This window comes from Fibrobacter sp. UWS1 (genome assembly GCF_002300445.1).
GTDB lineage: Bacteria > Fibrobacterota > Fibrobacteria > Fibrobacterales > Fibrobacteraceae > Hallerella > Hallerella intestinalis.
Genome location: NZ_NSGW01000001.1, coordinates 343,127 through 368,800, shown reverse-complemented (window position 1 = coordinate 368,800; position 25,674 = coordinate 343,127). Strand labels below are relative to the sequence as shown.

General features: G+C 51.1%; 16 protein-coding genes and 1 tRNA gene. All 17 read left to right on the top strand.

Features of this window, described 5'->3' with window-relative positions:
• Positions 1-517 precede the first annotated feature (517 nt).
• The 17 genes from BGX14_RS01455 to BGX14_RS01375 all read left to right on the top strand — a co-directional run bounded on the left by BGX14_RS01455 (position 518) and on the right by BGX14_RS01375 (position 25,187).
• Positions 518-892: a hypothetical protein gene (locus BGX14_RS01455; RefSeq protein WP_143394078.1), complete on the top strand. Its 375-nt coding sequence runs from the start codon at positions 518-520 to the stop codon at positions 890-892.
• Positions 893-937: 45 nt separating this feature from the next.
• Positions 938-1,429, top strand: a complete 492-nt coding sequence (locus BGX14_RS01450; RefSeq protein WP_073305746.1) for a hypothetical protein — start codon at positions 938-940, stop codon at positions 1,427-1,429.
• On the top strand, positions 1,429-2,523 hold the full coding sequence (locus BGX14_RS01445; RefSeq protein WP_198951126.1) for an ABC transporter ATP-binding protein: 1,095 nt from the start codon (positions 1,429-1,431) through the stop codon (positions 2,521-2,523). The genes BGX14_RS01450 and BGX14_RS01445 overlap by 1 nt, the downstream gene beginning before the upstream one ends.
• Before the next feature lie 14 nt (positions 2,524-2,537).
• Positions 2,538-3,884, top strand: coding sequence for an extracellular solute-binding protein (locus BGX14_RS01440; protein ID WP_143159472.1), 1,347 nt, complete (start codon positions 2,538-2,540; stop codon positions 3,882-3,884).
• Positions 3,881-4,813 (top strand): carbohydrate ABC transporter permease, encoded by a 933-nt coding sequence (locus tag BGX14_RS01435; RefSeq protein WP_073305742.1) that lies wholly within the window; start codon positions 3,881-3,883, stop codon positions 4,811-4,813. The genes BGX14_RS01440 and BGX14_RS01435 overlap by 4 nt, the downstream gene beginning before the upstream one ends.
• A complete protein-coding gene (locus tag BGX14_RS01430) occupies positions 4,806-6,980 on the top strand; it encodes a carbohydrate ABC transporter permease (RefSeq protein ID WP_095878854.1) in 2,175 nt (724 codons plus the stop codon). The genes BGX14_RS01435 and BGX14_RS01430 overlap by 8 nt, the downstream gene beginning before the upstream one ends.
• Before the next feature lie 39 nt (positions 6,981-7,019).
• Entirely contained in the window at positions 7,020-8,849 is a 1,830-nt protein-coding gene (locus BGX14_RS01425) for a DUF1015 family protein (protein ID WP_095878853.1), read from the top strand.
• A gap of 36 nt (positions 8,850-8,885) precedes the next feature.
• Positions 8,886-10,064 (top strand): hypothetical protein, encoded by a 1,179-nt coding sequence (locus BGX14_RS01420; RefSeq protein ID WP_073305738.1) that lies wholly within the window; start codon positions 8,886-8,888, stop codon positions 10,062-10,064.
• Positions 10,061-10,411, top strand: a complete 351-nt coding sequence (locus tag BGX14_RS01415) for a hypothetical protein (protein WP_073305737.1) — start codon at positions 10,061-10,063, stop codon at positions 10,409-10,411. Before BGX14_RS01420 ends, BGX14_RS01415 begins: the two co-directional genes overlap by 4 nt.
• A gap of 30 nt (positions 10,412-10,441) precedes the next feature.
• Positions 10,442-13,990 (top strand): chromosome segregation protein SMC, encoded by a 3,549-nt coding sequence (gene smc, locus BGX14_RS01410; RefSeq protein WP_095878852.1) that lies wholly within the window; start codon positions 10,442-10,444, stop codon positions 13,988-13,990.
• 155 nt (positions 13,991-14,145) lie between these two features.
• Positions 14,146-14,218: transfer RNA gene (locus BGX14_RS01405), tRNA-Arg, on the top strand.
• A gap of 13 nt (positions 14,219-14,231) precedes the next feature.
• Positions 14,232-15,722, top strand: a complete 1,491-nt coding sequence (locus BGX14_RS01400) for a hypothetical protein (RefSeq protein WP_095878851.1) — start codon at positions 14,232-14,234, stop codon at positions 15,720-15,722.
• Entirely contained in the window at positions 15,722-16,996 is a 1,275-nt protein-coding gene (gene hemL, locus BGX14_RS01395) for a glutamate-1-semialdehyde 2,1-aminomutase (RefSeq protein WP_095878850.1), read from the top strand. Before BGX14_RS01400 ends, hemL begins: the two co-directional genes overlap by 1 nt.
• A complete protein-coding gene (locus tag BGX14_RS01390) occupies positions 16,997-18,325 on the top strand; it encodes a TldD/PmbA family protein (protein ID WP_095878849.1) in 1,329 nt (442 codons plus the stop codon).
• Between the two features lie 363 nt (positions 18,326-18,688).
• Positions 18,689-19,726: an efflux RND transporter periplasmic adaptor subunit gene (locus BGX14_RS01385; protein ID WP_158223191.1), complete on the top strand. Its 1,038-nt coding sequence runs from the start codon at positions 18,689-18,691 to the stop codon at positions 19,724-19,726.
• On the top strand, positions 19,723-24,108 hold the full coding sequence (locus BGX14_RS01380; RefSeq protein ID WP_095878847.1) for an efflux RND transporter permease subunit: 4,386 nt from the start codon (positions 19,723-19,725) through the stop codon (positions 24,106-24,108). Before BGX14_RS01385 ends, BGX14_RS01380 begins: the two co-directional genes overlap by 4 nt.
• A 65-nt stretch (positions 24,109-24,173) precedes the next feature.
• The gene (locus tag BGX14_RS01375) at positions 24,174-25,187 is read left to right on the top strand and encodes a hypothetical protein (protein ID WP_143394077.1); all 1,014 of its coding nucleotides are present in this window, start codon (positions 24,174-24,176) and stop codon (positions 25,185-25,187) included.
• The last annotated feature ends 487 nt before the right edge of the window (positions 25,188-25,674 follow it).

Sequence of the window (25,674 nt, the reverse complement as noted above, 5' to 3'; positions counted from 1 at the left end):
TTTTTGCACGAGCGTTTTCGTTTGGAAGAAGAAGTTCTCCGTGGAACAAGTGAAGTTTTTTTTTCACTAATGCTTCGTCTTCTCGGACGGTGCTTTTTTGCAGAACAGGTGGAGTGTTCGGAGTTGCGAAGTCCACCCTCCCCCTATCCTGTACCAACCCCCTTGGGCACGCTTCTTGTCTTCTGAAGCTGTGGAGAACTTTTTTGAACGGGAGATGTCGTTTGGGAGGAAAATTTAGTTACGGAAAGAAAAGGTGATTTTCCTTTCGCGGGAGTGTTTCTGTTTCGGGAAGGATGCTCTCTTTCGGATGGGGCGCGCTTTTTTGCACGAGAAATTTTTTCACGAGTGATTTCGTTTGGAAGAAGAAGTTCTCCGTGGAACAAGTGAAGTTTTTTTTCACTGAAGCTTCGTCTTCTCGGACGGTGCTTTTTTGCAGAACAGGTGGAGTGTTCGGAGTTGCGAAGCCCACCCTCCCCCTATCCTGCACCAACCCCTTGGGCACGCTTCTTGTCTGTTCTTGTCTGCTGATGCGGGGCGCAAGTTTTTTGAATGGGAGATGCCGTTTGGAAGGGAAATTTCATTACGGAAAGAAAAGGTGATTTTCCTTTCGCGGGAGTGTTTCTGTTTCGGGAAGGATGCTCTCTTTCGGACGGGGGTGTGCTTTTTTGCACGAGAAATTTTTTCACGAGTGATTTCGTTTGGAAGAAGCGTTGTTTTTTCTGAACTTTCCTTTTTGGAAATGAGTTTTCTTTTGGAGCGGGCATTGCTTGTTTGCAAAGGCGTTACTTTTTCCGCGGACGTTGCTGGTAACGTTTTTGTGAGAGACAAGGAGAGCGGCAGGCTTGCTAACCCCTATTCACCATCCGCGAGTCGATATTCACTTCCATTTTGATCGGGATATTTTCTATTATTAGGAATAAAAGCATAAAGGATTTCTATGGCAAATTTGAATGATGATGACGAACTCGACTCTTTTTCGAATGAGCGGGCGAATGAAGACAATATCGAAAGCGCGATGAAACCGCATGATTACAGTTCTCGTCGCGTTCTTGTATGGGAGGGCGACGATCAACGCCGGAATTACGCTGTCGAAGTGATTTCGACTCTTTTGACGGGGGCTTTTGTGGAGGGAGTCGCGACAGAGGCCGAAGCTTTGCAGAAATTGGACGAGGAGCTTTGGGATACTTTTGTCGTTGATTTTTATAACGAAGGCTGTTCTGAATCCGAATTCGTGAAAAAGGTGAACAACTATCCGGATTCGATTCTGGTCGCTTTGAACCTGGCGCCGTTTACCCTTCCCGAAGAGCGCAACCGTTACAAGATTGAACCTCTCCGCAAATTGTTTGAAATTGAAAAGCCCAAGGCGGAAGACGAAGAAGCATCTTCCGAGGATGAGGATTCCTTCAACGAGGATAATTTCAGGGATTGATGATGGCAGAAGCCAAATCGGCGATTGATCTTGTCCATGTTTCCAAGGCTTACCCCGGAGAAGCCGATGCGGTAAACGATGTTTCGCTTTCCATTCGGGAGGGCGAATTCATTGTTCTGGTCGGTCCGTCCGGGTGCGGAAAGTCTTCGGTCTTGCGGATGATCGCCGGCTTGGAATCTCCGTCGCGCGGTAAATTGTTTTTGTATGGCAAGGACGCCAGTCGTCTAGAGCCGAAGGACCGCGACATTGCGATGGTCTTTCAGACCCATGCGCTTTATCCGCACATGACGGTTCGCGAGAATCTGGAATTTGCGTTGCGTATGCGGGGAATTTATTCGGCGGCGGAAATCAAGGAGCGTCTCCGCGAAGCGATTGAAATTTTGGATCTGGATTCCATCTTGGACAGGAAGCCGAAGCATCTTTCCGGAGGGCAGCGGCAACGCGTTGCTCTGGGGCGCGCCTTGGTGCGGAAGCCGAAGATATTTCTCTTTGACGAACCGCTTTCCGGTCTGGATGCCAAAATGAAAAACCAGATGTACGTGGAACTGGGAAGGCTGCATTCCCGTTTGCAGGCGACGATGGTGTTTGTCACCCATGACCAGAACGAAGCGATGATGATGGGGGACAGGGTCGTCTGCCTTTCCAAGGGAGCCATCCAGCAGGTGGGAACGCCCATGGAATTGTATTCGCACCCGGCGAACGATTTTGTGGCGAGTTTTATCGGCAACCCTCCGATGAATATCTTTGCGGCGCAGTGGACGTGGGACGGGCTCTTTTTTGAAAAGGCGGCTTTTACGTTTCCCGTTTCCGAAGATTTTCGGCGTCGCTTTGCCAATGTTCCAAGGCTTCTTGTCGGCGTTCGTCCGGAATTTTTTACGGTTTCAAATGCGTCGCCGACAGCGATGGCCGTTACGGTTGAAGTCATCGAGCGGCTGGGGTTTGAAACCCTGATCTATGCCCAGTGCAACGACCAGAGCTTTGTTTTGCGCGTGCCTCCGGCGGAATCTTTTTTTGTCGGGGAAAAGATATTTCTGTCTTTGGACGAAAAGAATATCCACCTGTTTGATATTTCGACGGGAGTCAGTTTCCTTTGATCGAGCGGTGCGCCATGCGGATTTTCGCCGCTTTGCTGTGTGCGCTCGCCCTTTGGGGCTGTGAAACGGAGCGTTCCCTCAAAAAGGAAGTTCTTCAGCTTTGGATTATGCCGAACAGTCCGGATCCGGCTGCGGATATGCTGCACGTCCTGCGCAATTTTGAATTGGAAAATCCCGGCATTGAAGTGCAGGTGACGATTCTCGACTGGAGCGTCGCCTGGACAAAAATCACGACGGCTGCGGCGACGCATAGCGGACCCGATGTCCTGCAGATGCCGACGACGTGGGCGGCTTCCATTTCGGCGATGGGAGCTTTGATGCCCCTTGATTCGCTGCTTGCCGTTTCGGGTGGGGATTCCGCTTTTGCGGAGGTTTCCATGAAGTTTGCGCGACCGGGGACTTCCTTTGCGACTTCGCTTCCTTGGTTTCTGGATGTTCGACCGCTTTTCTTTCGCCGGGACGTGCTGGCCGAAGCGGGAGTGGACCCGAAAACGCTGCTGAACTGGACGGATTTCCGAAAGGCTCTTTTAAAAATTCAGAAGGCGGATTTGACAATCGAGGGAATGCGCATTGCGCCTATCGGATATCCCGGAAAGCACGATTGGAATGTCATCCATAATTTGGCGCCTTGGGTTTGGGGTGCGGGCGGGGATTTTCTGGATTCGACGGGAAGCGAAAGCCGTTTGGCGACAAAGGAAAGCATTGCCGGTATTCTTTTTTATTTGAATCTGGTCCGCGACGGATTTAACAGCAAAAAGAACTTGACGAAGAATACGAATCAGGTGAGCATGGATTTTGATGAAGGGCGGCTGGCTTTCTGGTTCGATGTGACGAACAAGACGCTTTATTTGGACAGTCCGCGTTTTTTGGGAGGCTCTTCCAAGAATGTGACGGCGCGCAATTATTCCGTGATGCTTCCGCCGACGGCCCCTGCCGGAAAAAGCACCTATTATTTTGCGGGCGGCTCCAATCTTTCCGTCTCCCGCTTTACCAAGCACAAGCGTTCCTCGATGGCGCTTGTCCGCTACCTTTCTTCCCGTCCGGACGTGCAGTTGGAACTTTCGCGCGTGACCGGTTTTTTGCCGGCGCTTCTTTCGACGTATGAATATCCGTATTTCAAGGAAGATGAAACGCGGGGCGTTTTTCAGCAGATGATTTCACGCTTGCGTTCGTATCCGGCGGTACCTTATTGGGGAGAAATCGAAACGGAAATTCTTTTGCGTCGTTTTGGCAACATCTTTGACTTGATTACGTTGAGCGGCGACAACGCCTGGCCGGAAAAAGAAATCCTCTCGGAAATTCGTGCGGCGGACAGCGAAATCAACCGCTTTATTAAACGGCAGCGGGAGAGCGGCAAATGACGAGGCGTTATTTCTTTATTTTGCCGATGCTGGCTTTTGCTGTCGTTTTTTTGATGGTGCCCGTCCTGTTCGGTCTGCTCCTTCCTTTTTTTGACGGAAATTCGCAGAACGCTCTGGGCGGTTCGTTCAGCATCCAGAATTTTTTCAAGGCGGTTTCTTCGGCTTCGGGAACGGGGCTTATCGACGCGGCGCGCAATACGGTGATTTACACGCTTTGCGTTTCTAGCGGAAGCATTGTGCTCGGTCTTTTTGGCGCGGTTATTGTAACGCAGAAGTTTCCCACGGTGAAAATCGTTCGCGGGCTGATGATGATTTCCTGGGTGGTTCCGACGTATATTGTCGGGCTTCTTTGGGGATTCATGTGGCAGCAGGATGAAGGCATTATCAATACGCTCCTGTTCGACTATTTGCATTGGGATCGGATTTCCGGCTTGTTCGGCGCCGTCTGGACGTATTCGGACAACGGAATTCTGATCAAGCCGAATTGGCTGACGGGACCGAATACGATTTGGGCGATTATCGTTCCGGCTATCTGGAGAAACTGGCCGTTTTGCATGATGATGTTTTTGTCGGCGATGGCGGCGATTCCACGGGATATTTACGAAGCGGCGGAATTGGACGGCGTGCCTGGCCGCGAGCGTTTTTTGCATATCACGCTTCCGATTCTCAAACCGATTTTTGCCGTCATTATTTTGGAATGCCTGGTCATCAATATGTATAGCTTCAATTTGGTGGCGATGATGTTCGGAAATGGAGCCGGCTTTCCGGGAAAATACGGCGACCTGATGATGACTTTTTTGTACCGCACGTCTTTCCAGACCTGGAATTTCGGGGCGGGAGCCGCTTTGGGAACGTTGATGATGATTGTAGCACTTTTCGGCGTTTCGCTTTGGTATCGGAATTTTGCAAAGGATTTGCACCATGCTTAAATTCCTCGCCTGGGCTTTCGCTTTTTTGAATATCGCGCCGCTTTTATGGATGGTGTGGAGTTCCCTTTTGGGATCGAGCGAAATCCAGCAGGGGAAAATTCTTCCCGATCCGTATCCGAATGACGTCGTGTTTGTGGAAAAAATTTCGGATGGCCGCATTGTGGCGGGGACTTTGCACGGTCAGATTTACCAGTTTGAAAACGGAAATCTGGACTCTCCGATTCGCCGCTCTTTGGATCTCTCGGCGGTTTCTGTAAATTACACCGTTGCGGATTCCAGCCTCTATGCGTTTTCTCCGGATGAAGGCGTGATGCGGGTGAATTTGAATCGCTGGAAAGTGGATAATCGTTGGGATCTGGGGGATTTTGAAGAGGCGTATCGGAAAAGCGATTTCTCGGAATTCCGCTACGTTCCAAACCAGATGCCTGAGGGAGAATTTTCCAGGCTCGGTGCCCTTCTCGATTCGCTTCCGCTTGCGGAAAACGCCAAGTGGACTTTGGCGGAAGTTTTGGGTTCGCCTTTTCCCCGGGATTCTTCGATAATTCAAAAACTCAATGGCATTTTGAATTCTCCGCAAGTGCTTGCGCGGGTAATTGGCGTCTGGCAGGGAAAATCGGACTGGGTGAACCCGGCTATCGGCAGCCTTTTGAAAAAAAGGAACCGCTCCGATGCAGATAATCGTCGTCTGTTCCGCTGGTGCCTTGCAGAACGGGCTCCTAGCCCGCTGACGATTTTTCGGCAGATTCCGTGGACGCCTATCTGGGTGAATCGTGTTCCTGCCAGCGATCACGGGGTTTCAGTGGTGAGCGCTGGCGATTACTTGTGCGTGGGCATGTGGTGGGAACAGTTTCCGGGAATTGCCTTTGTACACAAAAAGACGGGAAAAATCCATTGGCTGACTTCGCAGTGGGGGCTTCCCTCCAGTTCCGTGCAGCGGATTTTGCGGATTTCGGATTCGGAAATCCTGGTGGCGCACGACCAGGGATTTTCCTTGGTCGAAGTGGAGAGGCAAAAAGTCAAGGCGAATTACCTTTTTGGCGAAGGCGGGCTTCCTTTTTACAATGGGAGGGATTTGCGTTTGTCCGTGGTGAATCGCAGCGCGATGCTTTTCGCCTGGGGGCGGCAGATAGTGTTTTTTGATATCCGTGCGGGGCGTGCCATCAAACGGCTTTACGAGGATTCCGAACTTTTCCAGTCCGATATTTCCGTTATCAAAAGCGGCGGTGACGGGCGGGTCTTTTTCGGGCTTGTAGGCGGGCTCGTGGAAATGAACTTGTGGGATTTGCTGAGCGAGGTCGGCAACCAGAAAACCTACTCCGTTTTAGGAACGGCGACAAGCCTTTCCTTGGACGGGAATCGCCTGCTGGTCGGGATGCAGGGTGGAAAGATAGCTCTTCTTGATTTGGAAAACCCGGCGGGGAATCGCAGCGTTCAGCTGCCGGAAGGCGGCATTTATTTGCATTGGCGAAATTATGAAGACTTGCTCCGTATGATTCCCTTTGGCACTTTTTTCACCAACTCGCTCTTGATTTGCGGGACGACGGTTTTGATTTGCCTTTTGCTGGGTTCTTTGGCGGGCTTCGGGCTTTCCCGGGCGACAAGAAAGTTGCGTATTGTGGTCAATGCGGGATTGATTTGGAGCCAGATTGTTCCGAACGTTCTTCTTTTGATTCCGGCTTTTTTGCTGGCCTCGTATTGGCAGTTGCACACGCCTATCCAGATGCTCAATACCCGGTGGGGAATCATCTTGCTGTACTCGGTACTTTTCTTGCCGATGACCGCCTGGATTTTGCAGAATTTTTTCCGCTCGGTTCCCCGGGAAATCGAAGAAGCGGCGATGATGGACGGCTGCACGGCGTTTTCCGCCTTTTTTCGGGTCATTGTGCCGTCGTCTTTGCCGGGAATTTTGGCGACGGGAATTTACGTCTTCATTCTGGCGTGGGACGAACTGATGTTCGCCTGGGTATTTTCGATGGACACTTCATCGGCGACGATTCCTGTCGGCCTGCGCCTCTTTTTTGGACAGTTTGGCAACCGCTTTGATTTGATGATGGCGGCGGCAACCCTATCGACTTTGCCCGTGATAGTCCTTTTCTTGATTGTACAGCGCAAGCTGTTGAGCGGATTCGCCGGCAGCCATTCGGCGGGGATCAAAAACAAGGCTTAAAAAATTCTATATTCTCGGCGGTTCTTTTTGGAGTTTTTGATGGCTGTAGCAAGAAAAAAAACGGAAAAATCTCGGGTGACGCGGATTTCCCGAGTCTATTTCAATCGGATGTTCCCCAAACGGATGGATGCGCTGAAGGTCGCTCTTTCTGTATTCTTGGGAGTATTCATTGGAATTATGCCGACCATCGGCATCGCCATCATTTTGACAGTAGCCGCCTGCGCTTTATTTAAGCTTCCCAAGGTGCCGGGAGTCGTGTCGTCTTTTGTGGCGAATCCGCTGACCCAGTTCGGTTTCTTTTATCCGTCGGGATATTATATCGGGAAAAAAATTCTCCAGCCTTCGGCGATTTCTTTTGATTTCCTTCGGGAATTGGAGGGACTTTCCTTTCGGAATTGCATCGATGTCGTGACCCGGCTTTGGAATGATGCCGGAGGTCATGTCTTGGCGTTTTTGCTCGGTATCACCTTTATCGCGCTGGTTTTTGGAATCGCTTTCGGAGTTGCCGCCTATTTCATCGTTTCTTACCGCAAAAAGAAACATATCGCGATTAAAAACAAGTATATTCAGGAACTTATTTCCGAAGACCAGAAAATCATTAAAGAAGCCAAACTCAAAGGAAAACACATGCATATCTTTCCCTTCAAAGCTCTCCGTCCCGTGGACCCGAAGTGCGCCAAGGACATTTCCGCTTTGCCTTACGACGTGATGAATCGTGAAGAAGCCAAGGAAATGGCCAAGGGGCTCCCTTACTCCTATTTACGCATTACCCGCGCGGAACTCGAGCTTCCGGATTCTGTTGACGCTTATGACCCGAAGGTTTATGCCCACGCCAAGGAAAATTTGGAAAAGTTCATAGCGGACGGCGTCATTGCTTTCGACAAGAAGAATTGCCTTTACATTTATCGCCAGACGATGAACGGACGGGAACAATACGGGCTGGTTTGTACGGTCCCCGCCAAGGATTATTTTGACAACATCATCAAGAAGCACGAGCTGACCCGCAAGGATAAGGAAGACGACCGTCTGCGTCACGTTCTGGCGACGAATTCGAATACGGGTCCTGTGTTCCTCACCTATCGGGATCAGGGACAATTTGAACTGCTCAAAAAAATTATCGCCCGCGACCCGGTCTATGATTTTGTAACGGAGGCCGACGGCTTTGGGCATACGGTATGGGTCATTGACGACGACAATGAAATCGAAGAAATTTGCCGTTCGTTCGATTCTGTTCCCGTGTGCTATATCGCCGACGGGCATCATCGCAGTGCCGCCGGAGCGCGTGCTGCCGGATACCGTGCCGCCCAGAATCCCAATAACCGCGGCGACGAGGAATACAACCGCTACCTGGCGATTCTCTTCCCGAGTACCCAGCTGAAAATTCTGGATTACAACCGCGTCCTCAAAGATTTGAACGGGCGCACGCAGGAAGAATTTTTTGCGGAACTGGAAAAAGTCTTTGTCATGGAAAAGTTGCCGTCCGCGGCGCATCCGTCCAAGCAGAACGTGGTGAATATGTATATCGGCGGAAACTGGTATGCGTGCGCGTTTAAGCCGGAATATCTGGAGGATTTGGGACCTGTCGATAGTCTGGACGTCGCCCTTTTGCAGAAGCTCGTTCTTAAGCCGCTCTTCAACGTGGACGATCCGCGCACGGCGAAGAACATCGATTTTGTGGGCGGAATCCGCGGGCTGGGCGAACTCGAGAAACGCGTGGATTCCGGTGAATGCGCCTGCGCTTTTGCCATGTATCCGACGACCCTTGACCAGTTGATGGCGATTGCGGATGCTGGCGAAATCATGCCGCCGAAGAGCACCTGGTTTGAACCGAAACTTCGGGACGGCCTTTTGGTCCACTCCTTGGATTGATTCGTGAGCGGGATTTGCGGAAATCGGATTTTAGGAATGCGCGCTGTTTTGTGCGTATTCCTTTTGGCGTTTTCCGCTTATGCGGGCAATGTAAAAACCGCAGGCGTTTCGGCGGGCGATGCCGCGACTCGCGACTTGCAGCTGCGCGAATTCGGGATGGTTTTTCATCCGCAGACATACGGCTATCTGGGGGCGAATCTCCTCTATTTTCCTCTTCCTGTTCAGACAAAACTCTCGACGGAATACGGCAAGCACGAGGGCTATGTCTTGCGCCAGAATTTTGCGGCCTACTTTGCGGATTCTTTGGGAAAAAGTCCGTGGCAACTCGGCGTTTTGTGGTGGTTTGAACGCCACGGCTGGGATAGCGAGGACTTTCTTCTTTTTCCGCATTACGGAGATTTCTCGTTGATTCGCAGCGTGCAGACGGCGGGCGTTACCCTTTCCCGACCGGATCTTGGTTGGGGCATTGCGGGCGGCATCCAGTATTCCAATCCGGAATTTGTCGGTCGGGGCTACGAAGCGGAAACGGATTCGCTGTTTGAATGGGCCGCTTTTACCTGGTCTTCTTTTTCTGTGCAGACGAGTTTTCATCATTCGCATTTTCGCCATGCTCGCCTTTCGCTGAATTTGGAATCCAAACAGGTTTTGGGCGGCCATTCGTCGGGTCCTTGGACGTATTTGCCGAATATCGATATCGCCCTTTATGACCGGAACGGTGATAGCAACGACTCCCTGCGACTTTCTTGGGAACAAAATCTGATTGCGCAGCGCTTGTATGCGGAAGTTCTGGTCTATTTCCCGGACAAGGCTTTGCGCTCGGTTTCCCTCAAGTATTATCCCGATCCGTCTAAAATTGTTTCCTTCGACGTGACCTGCTACCGCAAGCCGGGCGGGGATTTGCTGTGGGGCGGGGGGATTACCATGCCTTTTATCCGGGTCGCTTACAATCACGCCGACGATATCGAAAATGTTTTTGGTCTGCGGGGAACCTGGATTGTCCAGTTCCATCTGGGAATTGAAAAAATCCTGGACAAGTTTGTCGGACTGAACGGTTCCCGTTCGACGCCCATGATGACCCGCTCCATCGATACGGACGAATCCTTAAAGAAACAGCGCCGTGAAGAACGGGAAAAGACGCTTCGCTCTTCGGACGGGCTTTCGTCTAGGACCAAGGAAATCACGGCGAAGGGCATTGTCGTGGAGGAGGCGAAATGAAAAAATTTTTGGCATTAGCCTTTCTCTGTTTATCCGCCTGTTCGCATCTGGTGGTGGATTCTACGGAGCGTTTGCAGATTAAAAATTTGTCCGATAAGGCGATTACGCGTTTTTCCGTTGTCGGCAAATCGGATACGTTGCTTTGGGTTCCGGACACGGTCCTTCCGGGCGAGCTTTCGTTTGTACGCGAAGCGGATTTTGTCGGGACTTTCCATGCGGTTTTTTACGCTGCCGATTCGACGGGAAAATTTCATCTGGTCGATGCGGGCAAAATCCATTTTGACGGCGGAAGCGAACTTCTCAAATTTTCGGAAAAGGACGATGTTTGGGATTTGGAATTTGAATAACGCCTTTGATTAAGCTACTTTTTCCATAACGTGAAGATTACCAAGTTAAAGATTTTCGGCTTCAAGTCGTTTGCCCAGCGAACAGAAATCACGTTTTCTGGGAACGGGCTTACTGCGGTTGTCGGTCCGAACGGAGCGGGCAAGTCCAATATCGTGGACTCGATTCGTTGGGTTCTGGGCGAACAGCGAGCGTCGGTTCTGCGTATGGATAAAATGCAGAGCGTCATCTTTTCTGGAACGGAAGAACGCGCGGCCATGAGCCTTGCCGAAGTCTCCTTGGTCATCGACAACAGCGACGGGGATTTGGCTTCGGAATATTCGGAAGTGATGGTGACTCGCCGGGCGCACCGCGACGGCCTGACCGAATATCTGATCAACAATCAGGAATGCCGCCTGAAGGACATTCAAAATCTTTTTTTCGATTCGGGGTTGGGTTCCGGCAGTTATTCCCAGATGAACGAAGTGATGATTCGCAATGTTCTCGCGGATAGTCCGGAATACCGCCGTACGCTTTTTGAAGAAGCCGCCGGCGTCAGCAAATACAAGAAGCAGCGCAAGGAGACTGTCAGCCAACTGGAAAGGGTTCGCTCCGATCTGGAACGCGTCGAAGACAATTTGAAGCACGAGCGCAATACGGTTCGCCAATACGAGAAACAGGCGGAAAAGGCGAACGAATGGAAACGATTGCGCACCAGACTGCGGGAATTGGATCTCTCGGTCAGTTTGGATAGGCACGAGGACAACCGGAAAAATCTGGCGGTTCTGAACGACGCCAAGACTCGGATTCAGCATGAACAGGATGCGGATAAAACCCGTCTGTCGGAATTGGAAACGAAAATTGCCGAACGCCAGCTGCTCATCGCCGGCGACGAAGAAAATCTGCGCGGCCTGGAGAACGAGGTCAAAAAACAGGAATTTGAACTGAATGATTTGAACAACGAGCTTTCCCGCAACCGAGAGGCGCAGGGAAATGCGGAGATGAACATTCAGAAATATCTCGGGGAAATCGAGGATTCCAAAAACCGGATTGCGTCTTTAAAGCAGGAAAGCGACCGGCTGGAAAACGAAACCAGCCAGTTGGGCTCGGAAGACGTCCTTTCGGAGCAGCAGGCGGAACTGGAGCGGGAAGAAGAAGCGTTGCAGGTCTTGCGGGACAGCGTAGATGATTTGCGGGAATCTTCCCGGGCGCTTGCGGACAAACGCATTGCGTGCGTGAACAGGGTGAACTCCCTGCGCGCCAACTGGCAGCGTCGGGACGCGGAATCGGAAATCCTTTTGGCGAATGCTCAAAAATGGAAATCGGAGTATTCGGACTTGGAACGCCGAAAGAACGAGTCCGAAGAAACGCTGCGCGAAATTGCAGCTGGCGTTGAATCCGCCCAGCGGGAAATAGAAATTTTGCAGGAACGCAAAAGCGTGCAGGAAGAGGAAATCGAAACCCTTTCCGCCTCCCTTTCTCAGCAAGAAGAAAAAATGCTGCAGGCGAAATCGCGGATTGCGGGGCTTGAATCGCGCATCGAATTGCTGGAAAATATGGGAAGCGACGCCCTTGCTGGCGAAACTTTCCTGCTGAATTCCCGGGCGTCCGAAGTGCGCGGCCTGTTAGGTTCGCTGATGACCGTGGAACCGGCGTATGCAAGCGCCATCGAATTTGCTTTGGGAAGAGCGCTGAACGCCGTTGTAACCGATTCTTCTCGATTGGATGCGCTGCTGGACAATTTGGATGCCGCCGAAGCGGGGGGCGCCATTCTCGCTTTTGTTAGTGGGAACGCCGATGTCCAAGAATTTCCCCACCGTCCGGGGGTCATTGGTGTCGCCAGCCGATTTGTCCAAGCGGAACCGGCAATTCTTCCTTTGGTCGAAAGACTGCTTTCCCGAGCCGTTCTTGTCGAAAATTTTGCCACGGCCAAATCGCTTGCCCAGGAATTTGCCCGCGAAGACTACTGGTTCCTTTCTCTTGACGGACGTTATGTTTCTACGCGCGGACTTGTCTGGGGCGGTTCCGGGAAGAATGAAGCACCGGGCGTGCTGGCGCGCAAAGCCGAACTGGAAAAAGACGTGGCGGAAGTCGAAGCGATTCGGGCGGAAGCCGAGCGCATTGCCGATGAACGGGAACGGTTGAAAGAAAGATTGGAAGAATCCCGTGCGGTGCTTTCGGAATCGGAAGATTCCATTCGGGATGCGGATGGGCGGATTCGTTCGGGAGAAGCGGCAAAAAAAATTCATCAAGGCGTTCTTTCCGATGTGGAACGGCAGATGGCCAATCTGCGCTCCAGTCTGGAAAATGCGGAAGCTCGCATTGCGCAAGCGCAATCCGAAAAATCCGACGATGCCGAACTCGCCGCCGCCGATGCGGAGTCCAAAAGCATCGAAGACGAATACGCCAAAGTGATGGACGCCCTGTCGGAAAAAGAACAGATCTGCAAGGACAAAGAAGAAGATGTTCGGGAAATGCGTTCTCGGCTCGGAGCGACTCAATCTTCTTTGCAGAACAGTTTAAACCGCATCCGTTCCATTGCGGAGCAAATTCAGGTTTTTGACGGCATTATCGAAGGCCGTCATCAGGAAATCGAAAAAATCGCTTTGCAAAAGGAAAATTTGCTGGCAAAAGAAAACGAGCTGGCGGAGAAAATCCAAAACAAAGACGAAGAGCTCCGCATCAAGGAAGGCGAGCGGGATGCGGCACGCGAACGTTACAATGTCGTTGCGGGAGACTTGGCCGACTGGCGTTCCGAAGTGAATGAAATCAACCGGAAATTGCTGAATCGATTGAACGATATCAACGATTTGACGTTGCGCATCAATGCGCTCGGTACCAATATCGACCGGATGAAGGAACGCGTTTTCAGCGAATGGGAAGTGGACATCGACCATGCGGAAGATGTGGAACGCGTAGAATACAATGAAAGCGCCGCCAAAAAGGAAATCTCCGATTTAAAAAGCCAGATAAAGAACTTGGGTCCGGTGAACGTCGATATCATGGAAGATTTCGATGCGCAAAAAGCGCGCTTGGCAGAAGTGGAGAAGCAATTCAACGACTTGGACAAGGCGCGCGCGTCCTTGGATCGCACTATCACCAAATTGGACGGCATTGCCCGCGAGCGTTTCTTGGAAACTTTCCGTCGTATCCAAAAAAATTTCCAGGACGTGTTCAGTCGGGTCATGGTGAACGGCGAAGCCAAGCTGGCACTTCAGGGCGACGATCCTTTGGAAGCGGTCATCGAAGTGAACGCGCGGCCTACGGGCAAAAAAATGCGTGGAACGACTGCGCTTTCCGGTGGGGAACGCGCTTTGACCGCGGTTTCCCTCCTCTTTGCCATTTACATGGAGAAGCCTTCGCCCTATTGCGTTCTGGACGAAGTCGATGCGCCTTTGGACGATGCGAATATCGGTCGCTTTATGGAACTCTTGCGCCATTTTTCAAACAAGACGCAGTTCATCCTTGTCACGCACAACAAGCGTACGATGGCCGCCGCCGATATGCTTTACGGTGTGACGCAAGAAATCAAGGGCATTTCGCGAATCGCTTCGGTAAAGTTGGACGACGCTGTCGCTTTGGAATTGCACCGTTCGACTTAATGGACTGCGCTTTTCTGCCGTTTCGCATTCTTTCAAATTTCCGGGTGGCTTAAATCGCTTAAAGAATGCTATATTTGTGCTGCTGAAAAGGAAGCGTTTAGCTTTGGGGGCGAATCCAATCGTCTGCGAAGTTCGACGTTCTAGAATGCATTTAAGCCCTCATAGCTCAAAAGGATAGAGCACGCCCCTCCTAAGGGTGAGATCTACGTTCGATTCGCAGTGGGGGTATTTTTTAGAGCCTATGAAACGCTATTACGTTTTATTTACCGTCGTCTTTTTTTTGATGCTGCTCCTGCCGCTTTCTTGGGAATTGGCTCATTCCGTTTGCGAAAAAAAAGCGTTTGCCCCGTTTGACCTTTTTCGGGATGCCGTTCGCCCTGTTGTTCGGGAATCGGTTTTGCAAAGGGAAGCGGATTCTCTCTATGCGGTTTGGCGGGAAGCCCTTTCTGTGGCGGAATCTTCGGACGTTTCTTTGGAAAAACGCGAAGAGGCTTTTTCCCTTGTGGATGAATGCGCGCAAAATCTCAAGCGCACGATCATGAATGTCAATGCCTACCTTCCTTTGGATTCGCTGGATTCGGCGGTGCAAAACATCTCCGCGATGCAGAAGCTCCTTGCCGCATGGGAATCGGAAGAGGACGTTCGGGATTCGCTGGAACATTTGGCTTTGGCGATTCGCGAGGAGTATTCGTCGTTTTCGTGGAAGCGTCTTGGGAATGCCTGGCTTTACCACGGTTTTTTGAACGGGGATTATCTGCGGGCTTATGAAAATCAGCAGGAAAAAGAAAACGCCTTTGTCAAAAAGACGCGCCCCGTTTATCAGGCTTTTGCATGGAAAGTTCTGCGGGATCCTGGAGAGAAGGCGGTTGTCGCCGATTCGAATTTTCTTTTTTACCGGCAAGATGTGGATTTTTTGGTAAAGCCCGCTCCATGGACCACGGACAGTTTGGACAATCCCATTGAAGCTGTTCTCGATTTTAAAAAGGAATTGGAAAAAAAGGGAATTGAACTGCTGGTCGTTGTCGTTCCGGGAAAGCCCACCATCTATCCGGAAATTTTGAATCCGCAGCTATACGGGCTTTCGGGAATGAATATTTCCTTGGGTCGGCGTTTTGTGGATACCCTCCGCTCGTTAAATGTGAATGTGGTGAATCTTTATACGCCGTTGATGCAAGCCAAGCAAAAAGATCGGCGCAAGGATTTTCTCTACTTGAATACGGATACGCACTGGACGCCGCGCGGGGCGCAAATCGCTGCCAAAGTCATTGCGGATGATGTGAAGAAATTGCCTGTGGCAAAAAATCTGCCGCATGAAGACTGGGTGGATTCGCTGGTGATGGTCGACCGTGTCGGCGACGTGGCGACGATGGCAAATCTGGAATACGCTTTTCCCCAGCAAAGAGTCGAAGCGTTTCAGGTGAAAAATGCGAAAACGGGAACGCCCCGCGGCAACGATTTTCGCAAAGCGAAAATTTTGATTTTGGGAGACAGCTATTCCCGCATTTATGAAACGGATGCGCCGATGTCGTCCGGATGGATTTCCCACTTGGCGAAGGAATTGCGTACTCCTGTTGCAAGCATTGTTTCCGATGGCGGCTCCAGCACCCTTGTCCGGGAAAAGCTCGCGCGCCGTTCTGGCGTTCTCAAAGGAAAAGCACTGGTGATTTGGGAATTTGTCGAAAGGGATTTGCGCTTTGGAGCCGAAGGCTGGAAAAAAGTGAGGTTGGACTGATGGAAAATTCTTGGTGGAATCGTGCGCTGAAAGTGTTGCCGGGCGGCGTGGACTCTCCTGTCCGCGCATTCGGCGGAGTCGGGGGTGTTCCTCTTTTCATTCAACGTGCGCAGGGACCTTATTTGTATGCAGACGACGGAAATGCCTATGTGGATTTTATCGGCTCTTGGGGGCCGATGATTTTGGGACACAACCCGAAAGAAGTCGTGGAAGCCCTGAAGGAACAGCTTTCCCGGGGGCTCAGTTTTGGAATGTGCACGGACATCGAAGTGGAACTTGCCGAATGCATTCTTTCGAAAATTCCGGGGATGGAAAAAATCCGTTTGGTCAATTCGGGAACGGAAGCGACGATGAGTGCGATTCGCGTGGCTCGCGGGGCGACTGGTCGCCATAAAATCATCAAGTTCCGCGGCTGCTATCACGGGCACGGCGATTCGTTTTTGATTCAGGCGGGCTCTGGCGCGCTGACGCATGGAACTCCCAGTTCTCGGGGCGTAACGCCGGGAGTTGCTCAAGACACGCTTGTAGCGGACTACAATCATTTAGAAGACGTGTCCGCTCTCTTTGACGCAAATCCGAACGAAATTGCTGCGGTCATTGTGGAACCTGTTGCGGGAAATATGGGCTGCGTGCCTCCTCGCGCAGGATTTCTCGAAGGTCTGCGGGAACTCTGCACAAAAAATGGGGCGGTTCTCATCTTTGACGAAGTGATGACGGGCTTTCGCGTTTCGGACGGGGGAGCGGCAAAACGCTTCGGTGTTTTGCCCGATATGATTACGCTGGGAAAAATTGTTGGCGGGGGAATGCCGCTTGCCGCTTATGCCGGCAAGGAATCGCTGATGCGCAATGTGAGTCCGCTTGGAAAAGTCTATCAGGCGGGAACGCTTTCCGGCAATCCGATGGCGGTGACGGCGGGGCTTTCGCAATTGCGGGCCCTCTTCCAACTGAATCCGTGGGAGTCCTTAGAGAAGAAGGGCGCATTTCTGGAGTCTGCATTGAAAGCGGCTGCCGCTTCGGCGGGATGTTCCGTACAAATAAATCGTGTCGGAGCGATGTTCACCGTTTTCTTTTCCTCGCTTCCTGTTGTCGATACGGAAACGGCGATGTCTTCGGACACCAAGCGCTTTGCGGCCTTTTTTCATGCGATGCTTTCTCAGGGAATTCTCTTTCCGCCTTCGCAATTTGAAACGACATTTTTCGGCACGTCTCATACCGAGGAAATTTTTGAAAGGACCATCTCGGCGGCTCGTACCGCATTTGAAAAGGCGATTTAAATGAATATCTTTGAAGCTGTCCAGTTTCTTTCCGACGAGGCTAAAAAATCGACGACCGCGTTTGACATTGTGGCGGGGCATTCCAAATCGGAAGGCGTTTCCGTTTTTCAGGGTAAAGTGCAAAATACGGAAATTTCCGAATCCGTCGGTGTCGGGATTCGCGCTTTCTGCGGGGCAAAACCCGGCTATGCTTACACAGAGCGTTTGACAGAGAGCGCCTTGATGCAGACTTTAAAAGATGCGTTGCAGCACACGAAACTTACCAAGGATTTGCCCATATCGCTTCCGCATCCGGAAAATCACGCTTTTCGCAGGGAACATTATAATCCGCATTTAAAAGACGTTTCGCTTTCGCAAATGACGGATTTGGCGTTGGACATTGAAAAACGTTGCTATGCGCTTTCCGCAGATGTCAAAAATGTGCCGTATTTGGGATGCCAAAAGAGCGAGAGCCAGATGATTTTCGCCAATTCAAACGGTGTCTATTTTGAATCCGTCGGCAATGGAATCGGAGCGGGCGCGGGGCTTGTCGCGGAACGGAATGGTTCCCGCAAAATGGGAAGCTTCGACCAGGACAAAGAGCGGATTGAAGACATTTCCGCCGAGAAAATCGCCCAAAAGTCTGTAGAACGCGCTTTGGAACTTTTGGAACCGCAAAAAATCGTTTCGGGAAAAATGCCTGTCGTGATTTCCGAACGCGTTGCCGGGCAGCTGCTGGGCATGTATGCTTCTTCCTTTATCGCGGAGCAGGTGCAAAAAGGGCAATCCCGCTTGCAGGGAAAGCTCGGACAAAAAATCGCCGGAGCGAATCTGACTCTTCTTTCCGATCCGACTCGCGAAGATTTGCCGGGAGTAAAAACTTACGATGCCGAAGGCACTTATGCGGACACGGTTACGGTTGTTCGTGACGGCGTTCTTTCCGAATTTCTTTACAATTTGGAAACCGCCGCGGTGGAAGGGAAAAAGAGCAACGGCTGTGCAGCCCGTTCGTATGGCGGAAAGGTGGGAACGGCTTTTTCCAATCTTGTCGTTCTTCCCGGTGAAAAAACGACTGCGGAGCTTCTGCGGCTTTTCCCGTGCTGTCTGCTAGTCGTGAAGCTCGAAGGCAATTCCGGTTGCAGCGCGATAAGTGGCGACATGAGCATCGGCGTGCAGGGGCTTTATGCGGAAAACGGAGAGGTTCTTCATCCGGTCGAAGGCGCTACTTTGAGCGCGAACTTTATCGATCTTCTGGAAACCCTAGTCGCTATCGGAAGCGAATACCCGGATGCTTTTTCCGGTTTGCAGGTCCCCGCTTTGGCGTTCCCCGAGATTTCGGTTTCCAACTGATTCTTTGGTAGCGCTTGCAACCATTTGAATCGGGTGGGCATCCAAATGGCGTAAAAAAACGCTTCTAAAAATGGCTTTGATGAAGCGGTTCTACAAACGGCTGCTGTGCTTCGACGGGTTCAGCAACCGGCGCTCCCTGAGTCTTGGTTAGTGCACCTCGGCAAGCTCGATAACCGCTTGTCGAACTAGTCGAAGGGCTGCAACCATGCTTCGGCATGGTTCACCAACCAGATGCTGTGTCGTAACCGATTTTTTGAAAATGAATTTTTAGAAGTGACTGTAAATGAAATAGGTTGAATCATGAAAAAATCGACAATTTCTTTCTCTTGTTTTATAACTGGAATTTTTATTGGAATTTTTGTATTGACCGCTTGCTCTTCGGAAAATACGCCTCAGCCGTCCAAGGCAGCCCGAAAAGGCGCAGGGGCGAAAACGCTTCGTGTTTCGGGCTACATCGCTCGGGAAGATTCCACATCGGGAGTATATAGCACGGACGGTGAACTTGTCGCTGCGAATCAGGTGGATGTCGCCGCGGAAACGGCGGGCAAAGTTGTCAAGCTCTATGCAAAAGACGGCCAATCGGTTTCTCAGGGATTTATCCTTGCCAAACTCGACGATGCGGAGTTGCAGGCGAATTTGAAAAGCGCAAAGGCTTCCCTGGATCTGGCGCAAAAAAAGGCGGCGCGCATCAAGACGCTCTTTGAAAAGGACGGGGCGACAGCCGAAGAGCTGGAAGCCGCAGAGAGTGCGGTTCAATCGGCAGAGGCTTCCCGGGATTTGATTCTTGCCCAATTGAAAAAAACGGAAATTCGCGCGCCTTTCGTCGGCGTTTTGGGAGTGGTCGATATTTCCGAGGGGGCTTGGATTACTGCGGGTTCTAAAATTGCCACTCTCACGGACAAGCGAAAACTCAAAGTGGATTTTGATTTGCCGCAGCGCTATGCGTATAGCGTTAAAAATGGGGACAAGGTGGAACTGATGGATTCGGAACGGGGCGAAAGTTTTGTGGCGAAAATCGCTTTCATGGATGCCACGCTCTCCAATTCCAGTCGCACACGCAAAGTTCGAGCGATTGTCGATAATGCGAATAAAAAATTGCTCGCCGGAACCTATGTCCGCGTTCGCTTGAATTTTGGAAACGGAACCGTCGCGGGCTTTCCGATTCCCTCCGAAGCGGTGACTTTGGATGCGAACGGGGCGTTTATCTTTATCGTCAAAGAGGGCAAAGCGCAGGAAGTCCGCGTAAAAACGGGGCTTCGCACGCCGATAACGGTGAATATTCTCTCCGGCCTTTCGGCGGGAGACACCGTCGTTGTTTCCGGTTTGATGAATGTTCGTAACGGAATGTCTTTGGAAATCAAGGACATTGTGAACAACATGAATTACGGGGTAAAGGAATGAGTTTTTCGACTCTTTCAATTCGTCGCCCCGTATTGATGACGGTGCTGGCTTTGGGCATTGTCCTTGTCGGGGCTTTCGGGGCGATGAATTTGGGCATTCGGGAATATCCCAATGTGGATTCGCCAATTATTACTGTTCGCACGACTTATACGGGGGCGAATGCCGCGGTCGTGGAATCGGAAGTGACGGAAATCATCGAGGCTTCGGTGAACAGCGCGGCGGGCATCAAGTCGCTCACTTCGACCAGTTCCGATGGCAGCTCCACAATTCGTGCGGAATTTGAAGTGGGAACGGATTTGGAAGCGGCGGCGAATGATATTCGGGACCGGGTTTCCCGGGTGACGCGGAGATTGCCCGATGCTGCGGACGCTCCTGTGGTTTATAAGTCTGACTCGGATTCGGATCCGATTTTAATCGTGAGCCTTTTGTCCGATACGCGGGATGCGATGGAGCTTTCGGAGATTGCGACGAATGTGGTCAAGGAAAAATTGCAGACGATTGCGGGAGTTTCCGAAGTGAGCCTTTGGGGCGCAAGAACGCCCGTCGTTCGCCTGTGGCTGGATCCGCTTCGTATGAAAGCTTTGGGTGTGACCCCTTCCGATGTTTCGCAGGCCATCAGCCGCGAAAATGAAGAACTTCCTGCGGGAAAAATTGAAGGCCAGACAATGGATCTTTCGATTCGTACCTTGGGCCGTTTGGAAAAACCTGCCGAGTTCAATTCAATCCCGATAAAAACGGCTTCGGACGGCTCTATTGTCAGGCTTTCCGATGTGGCTACCATCCATTATGAACCCAAGGATACGCGCACGGGATTTAAACGCAATGGCAAAAATACGATTGCTGTCGCCTTGATAGCCCAACCGGGGTCGAACCATGTCTCCATTGCCGACGATTTTTACAAGCGCGTGGAAGAACTCCGCCGGGATATGCCTTCGGACGTGAAAATCGTGAACGGCATGGATTCCTCCATCAATATCCGTTCTTCGATTCGCGAAGTGATAGAAACGATTTTCATTTCTTTTCTCTTGGTCGTTGCCGTCATTTTCTTCTTTTTGCGGGAAGCTCGGACCACGTTGATTCCGATGATTGTCATTCCCGTTTCCCTTGTCGGCAGCTTTTTCGTCCTCTATCTTTTCGGATTTTCCATCAACGTGCTGACTCTTTTGGCGATGGTTCTGGCGATAGGCCTGGTTGTCGATGATGCGATTGTCATTGTGGAAAATATCTACCAGAAAATCGAACATAAAATGTCTCCGAAGCAAGCTGCCGTAGCGGGAATCAACGAAATTTTTTTCGCGGTGATAGCGACTTCTGTCGTTCTGATGGCCGTCTTTGTGCCGATGCTCGCCTTGGGCGGAATGACGGGGCTTCTTTTTCGGGAATTTGTGGCGGTGATGATTGGGACCGTCGTGATTTCCACATTCTGCGCTCTGACTTTGACGCCCATGCTTTGCTCCAAAGTGTTGCGCGTGCAGAAAAAAGGCCTTCTGTACGAAAAAACGGAACCGATATTTGTGTGGCTGAACGAGCTTTACAACACATTGCTCAACGGCTTTTTGCGGGTGCGCGGACTGATTTTCGTCATCATCGCTTTGTTGCTTGGCGCAGCCTATTTCTGCTTTAACAATCTTTCTAGCGAAATGGCTCCGCAAGAGGACAGCAATATGTTCATGGTGAACATCTCGGCTCCCGAAGGGACGGGGCTCGGGCAGACAAAAAAGATGACCGAGGCTTTTGTCGAGGAAATGACGGCGTTGATGGATTCTTCGGAATATGAAGAAATTCAGGCGGGCGCGCGTTCCGGCGGCAGTTCCATGATTCGCGTGACGCTTTCTAGCGACAAGTCCAAACGCCGTTCGCAAAGCGAGATCGCCCGTTCCGTACAGATCCTGGGAGCGAGCTATCCGGATTTGCGGGTGATGGTATTTGAACCGCAGAGCATCAGTACGGGGCGCGGTGGACTTCCTGTGCAATTCGTACTTCAGGCGGGGAATATCGAAACCCTTCGGGATTTGCTTCCCGTCTTTACCGCCGAAGCGGAAAAAAGCGATGTTTTTAGCGTGGTCAATGCCAACTTGAAATTCACGAAACCGGAATTGCACGTACAAATTAATCGAGACAAGGCGCACGATCAGAATGTTTCCGTAGATGACATTGCGAAAGCGGTTGCCCTCTCGATGGGGGATCAGACTTACGGGGAATTTTATCAGGACGGCAGGCAATACGATGTCATCGGGGCGGTTCCTTACGAATATCGCTCCGAGCCGATGAATCTAGAAGAACTGAGCGTGCGAAACGGTGCGGGGGAAATGCTTTCCGTTTCAAATTTCGTCTCCTATGTGGAAAAATCGGCGTCTCCATCTCTTCCTCGTTACAACCGCTTTAGTGCCGCGACGATTTCCGCAGGTCTCATGCCGGGAAAGACCATCGGCGACGGGGTTGCCGAAATGCGGCGAATCGCTAAAAAGGTCATTCCGGATTCTTTGAATATTCAAACGGAACTCGCGGGCACTTCCAAGGAATACGAGGAAAGTTCTTCGGGGCTTTACATCGTTTTCCTTTTGGCCCTGGCTTGCATATTCTTGGTTCTTGCCGGGCAGTTTGAAAGCTACCGCTCGCCCTTTGTCACTTTCTTCACCGTGCCGCTGGCGATTGCGGGGGCCATCATTTCGCTTTATCTCTTTGGGCAGACTTTGAATATATTCAGTGAAATCGCCCTGATTCTTTTGCTGGGACTGGTGACAAAAAATGGCATTCTGATTGTGGAATTTGCGAATCAGATTATGGCTAGAACCGGTTGCTCTCGATTGGCTGCGGCGAAAAAGTCTGCGCGTTTGCGCTTCCGCCCGATTCTCATGACGAGCCTTTCCACGGTTCTGGGGGCGGTTCCCCTGATTATGACGGGAACGCCTAGCCGTGTGGCGATGGGCGTTACCATCGTTTGCGGTCTTACCTTTGCGACATTCCTGACGCTATTTGTCGTCCCTGCTGCCTATTCGTTTTTTGCGGGAAAGCCTGTGGAAAAAGCGAATGCCCAAAATGGAAAGGGCGGTCTGGCGAAATCGCCGGCTCTCTCCCTCTTGTTGGGCGCGTTCTTGATTTTGCCGGTGAAATCCTTTGCTGGACTTTCTCCCGAAGAGGCGGTGCGCACGGCTCTCGAAAAGAATACGGGCGTGCTGATTTCCGAAGAAAACGTCAAAAACGCCGAAGTTGCTCAGAAAAGCGCGCGCAAAGGCCTTTTGCCGACTCTGGATCTTTCGCTCTCCCGTTATTACACCTACGGCGATTCCTATTCCAAAACGCAGGCTGGAGTGGCTACGGATATCGACGATAATTTGGGGCGCAGCGATGCGTTTCAGATTGCGGTGAATTATACCGTTTTCGATGGCTTTCGGGATATTTCCAGTTACAAATCGAGCAAGGCTCAAATCGAAAGTTCCAGGGCGGCATTTCGGGCAGAAAGGGAAGCTTTGGCTGCAAAAGTTTTAAACGCCTATTTTGAAGCCGTTCATGCAAAATCCGCGTCGGCTCTTTCCGATTCCAATCTTCAGGTTTCTCGTGCCCGCCGGGAACTTTTCCAAAATAAACTGGACGCCGGATCCGTTACCCGTTTGGATTATCTCTCTGCGGAAATGGATTTTAAAAGCGACAGCGCGGCAAACCTTTCCACCAAATCGCAGCTGGCGTCGGCGATCCGTTCTTTGGATGAATTGCTGGGAGGGAACGTGATTTCGGATGCCCGGGATTTACCGGATTCCGTTGCCGTAGAAAGAAATCTGTATTGGCTGACTCCGGAAGGACTTTTGGAAGCGAAGCAACGCGCCGTCGAAAACAATGCGGAACTCGCGGCGGCCAGAGCGCAGATGAATTATGCGCAAATCCATCGGCAGGGTTCGTCGTCGTCCTTGTATCCCAAGCTCAATTTGCAGGGTTCCTGGAATGCGACAGCCAGCGAAGCGGACAAGGGAAATCCCGAGAAATCGAACAGCCAGTATTTTCGGATTGGTGCGGATTTGACGTGGAATCTTTTTAACGGTTTTGCCGACAACGCGACAGTGGAAACAGCGAAAATCGCGGAACGCTCTGCGGAATTGCAGGTGGAAAACGTCCGCCTGAATGTCGAAACAAATGTGGCGAATGCCGTAGAGTCGCATTCTCGGGCGCTAGAATCTTTGGAAGTGGCGGAGGGCAATGATTCGCTGGCAAGGGAATTGCTGCAGCTCGGCGAGGAACGTCTCAAAGCGGGACGCATTACCGCTTTTGAATTTCGGGAAATGCAGAGCCAGTGGCGTTCTGTGCGGGAAGCGTTGCTCTCGGCGGCGGTAACGGCCCGAAAGGCGCAAATCCAAGTGGAACTGCTGACGGGGGAGATTTTGAAGTAGCAGTCTTCATCGATATTTTTACATTTGGCGGAAAGAAAAAAATCTAAATCTATAGGAGTATGGATATGAAAAAATGGATTTGCCTTTTCCTGAGTTTGTGCGCCTTTCTTTTTGCCGATCAGACTTTGCCCGTTTATCAAAAAGAAAATCCGCAGTCCCGCATTTTAGGGTATTTGAACGCTTCGGATTCGGTTGAAGAATTGCCGATTCCCCCCATCAAGAAAAAACAAGTGAAATATGTCAAGCAGCGGAATTCCAAAAAGAAAAAGAAAGTCGTCCGCTATGTGGAAGTGCCCAGGCAGGAGCCGCCCGAATACATCCCGGTTAAAACGCGATTTGCTAAAAAGGGATATGTCCGCCGGGCCGATTTGGCGCGCTTCAAAGAGCGCAGCGCGGATTTGAGCGGCATCTATTCTTCCAAGACGGGAACGGTTGTGCTTTCCAAATCGCCGAATTCGCCGGGCCGCTTCAACATCCGGATTCAAAATGGGGAAGGGGCTTCCCGGGCGGAAATCGCAATAGGCAATGTTCAAGCCAAAGAGCACTTTGGGCATACCCGCTTTGAATACGCCGAATCGGGCTGCAAATTGGATATCGATCTTTTTGACCGCAAGGTTCGGGTCGCCGAAAATGGTTGCGAAGAATATGACGCTCCGAATTTCCGATTGGCGGGAACCTATGACGTCTATAAGGAATATCGCCATCGGGTGGAAGTTTTTCGAGATCCGGAAGTCCGCCAAAAATTCAAAAAATTTCTCTGGTGTCCGGAGGGCCCCGCATCTTGTGAAAAGATCCGGGACGAGGACGGCTGCGATGTGGAAATCGTCTGGAGCAAGGATTCCCAAGGGATGATCGAACGCCATTGCGGGGATCAAGTGCACAAGTATCGTCCGATGGAACGCATGATTCCGCACAAACGGGATTTTTTTCAGGGCGAAAAGCCTGTCATGATCAAGGCGAAGCGAGCGGATATGGCGAACGAATGGATGGTCTGGTCTTATTATCCGAAGGCGGAGCGTTTTAAAATGGTGCGTCAGGGCGCACGGGAAGACATTGCCTATACGGAAATTTACGAGTAGTTTTAGAAAATGGGTTTTGCACGAGATTGTATGCAATCCGCTAAAGCTGCAAAAAATTCATTTTCAAAAAATCGGTTGCGCTACGTCGCACTGCGTTGTTGCGTCACGTCTCGCCCCACGTCTTTGCGAGCGAAGCGCGGCAATCTTGATGCACACGAAGATTGCTTCACCCTAAAGGGTTCGCAATGACGGATGACTGCCTTTATCCACCCGCCCTGCTGTTTTCTTTAATATAGAATGACTGTAGTGCTAAATTTTTCCGATTCCGCCTCTGCTCGGTCCCGCTTGATTTCTCTTTACCAAAGCAATTTTAAAAGGCCTACAGGGGATGCGGCGCATTTAGATGCCTAAAAGCCTTGCCGGACGGTCGGGAGACCGTCCCTCCTTGAATGACGGGAATGCGACCGACCGCAATGAAAGTGTCCGCTAGCATATAGCCCAGGGATATCCTGCAATCCCCAGTGACAATTGACAGCTCCTGTGAAAA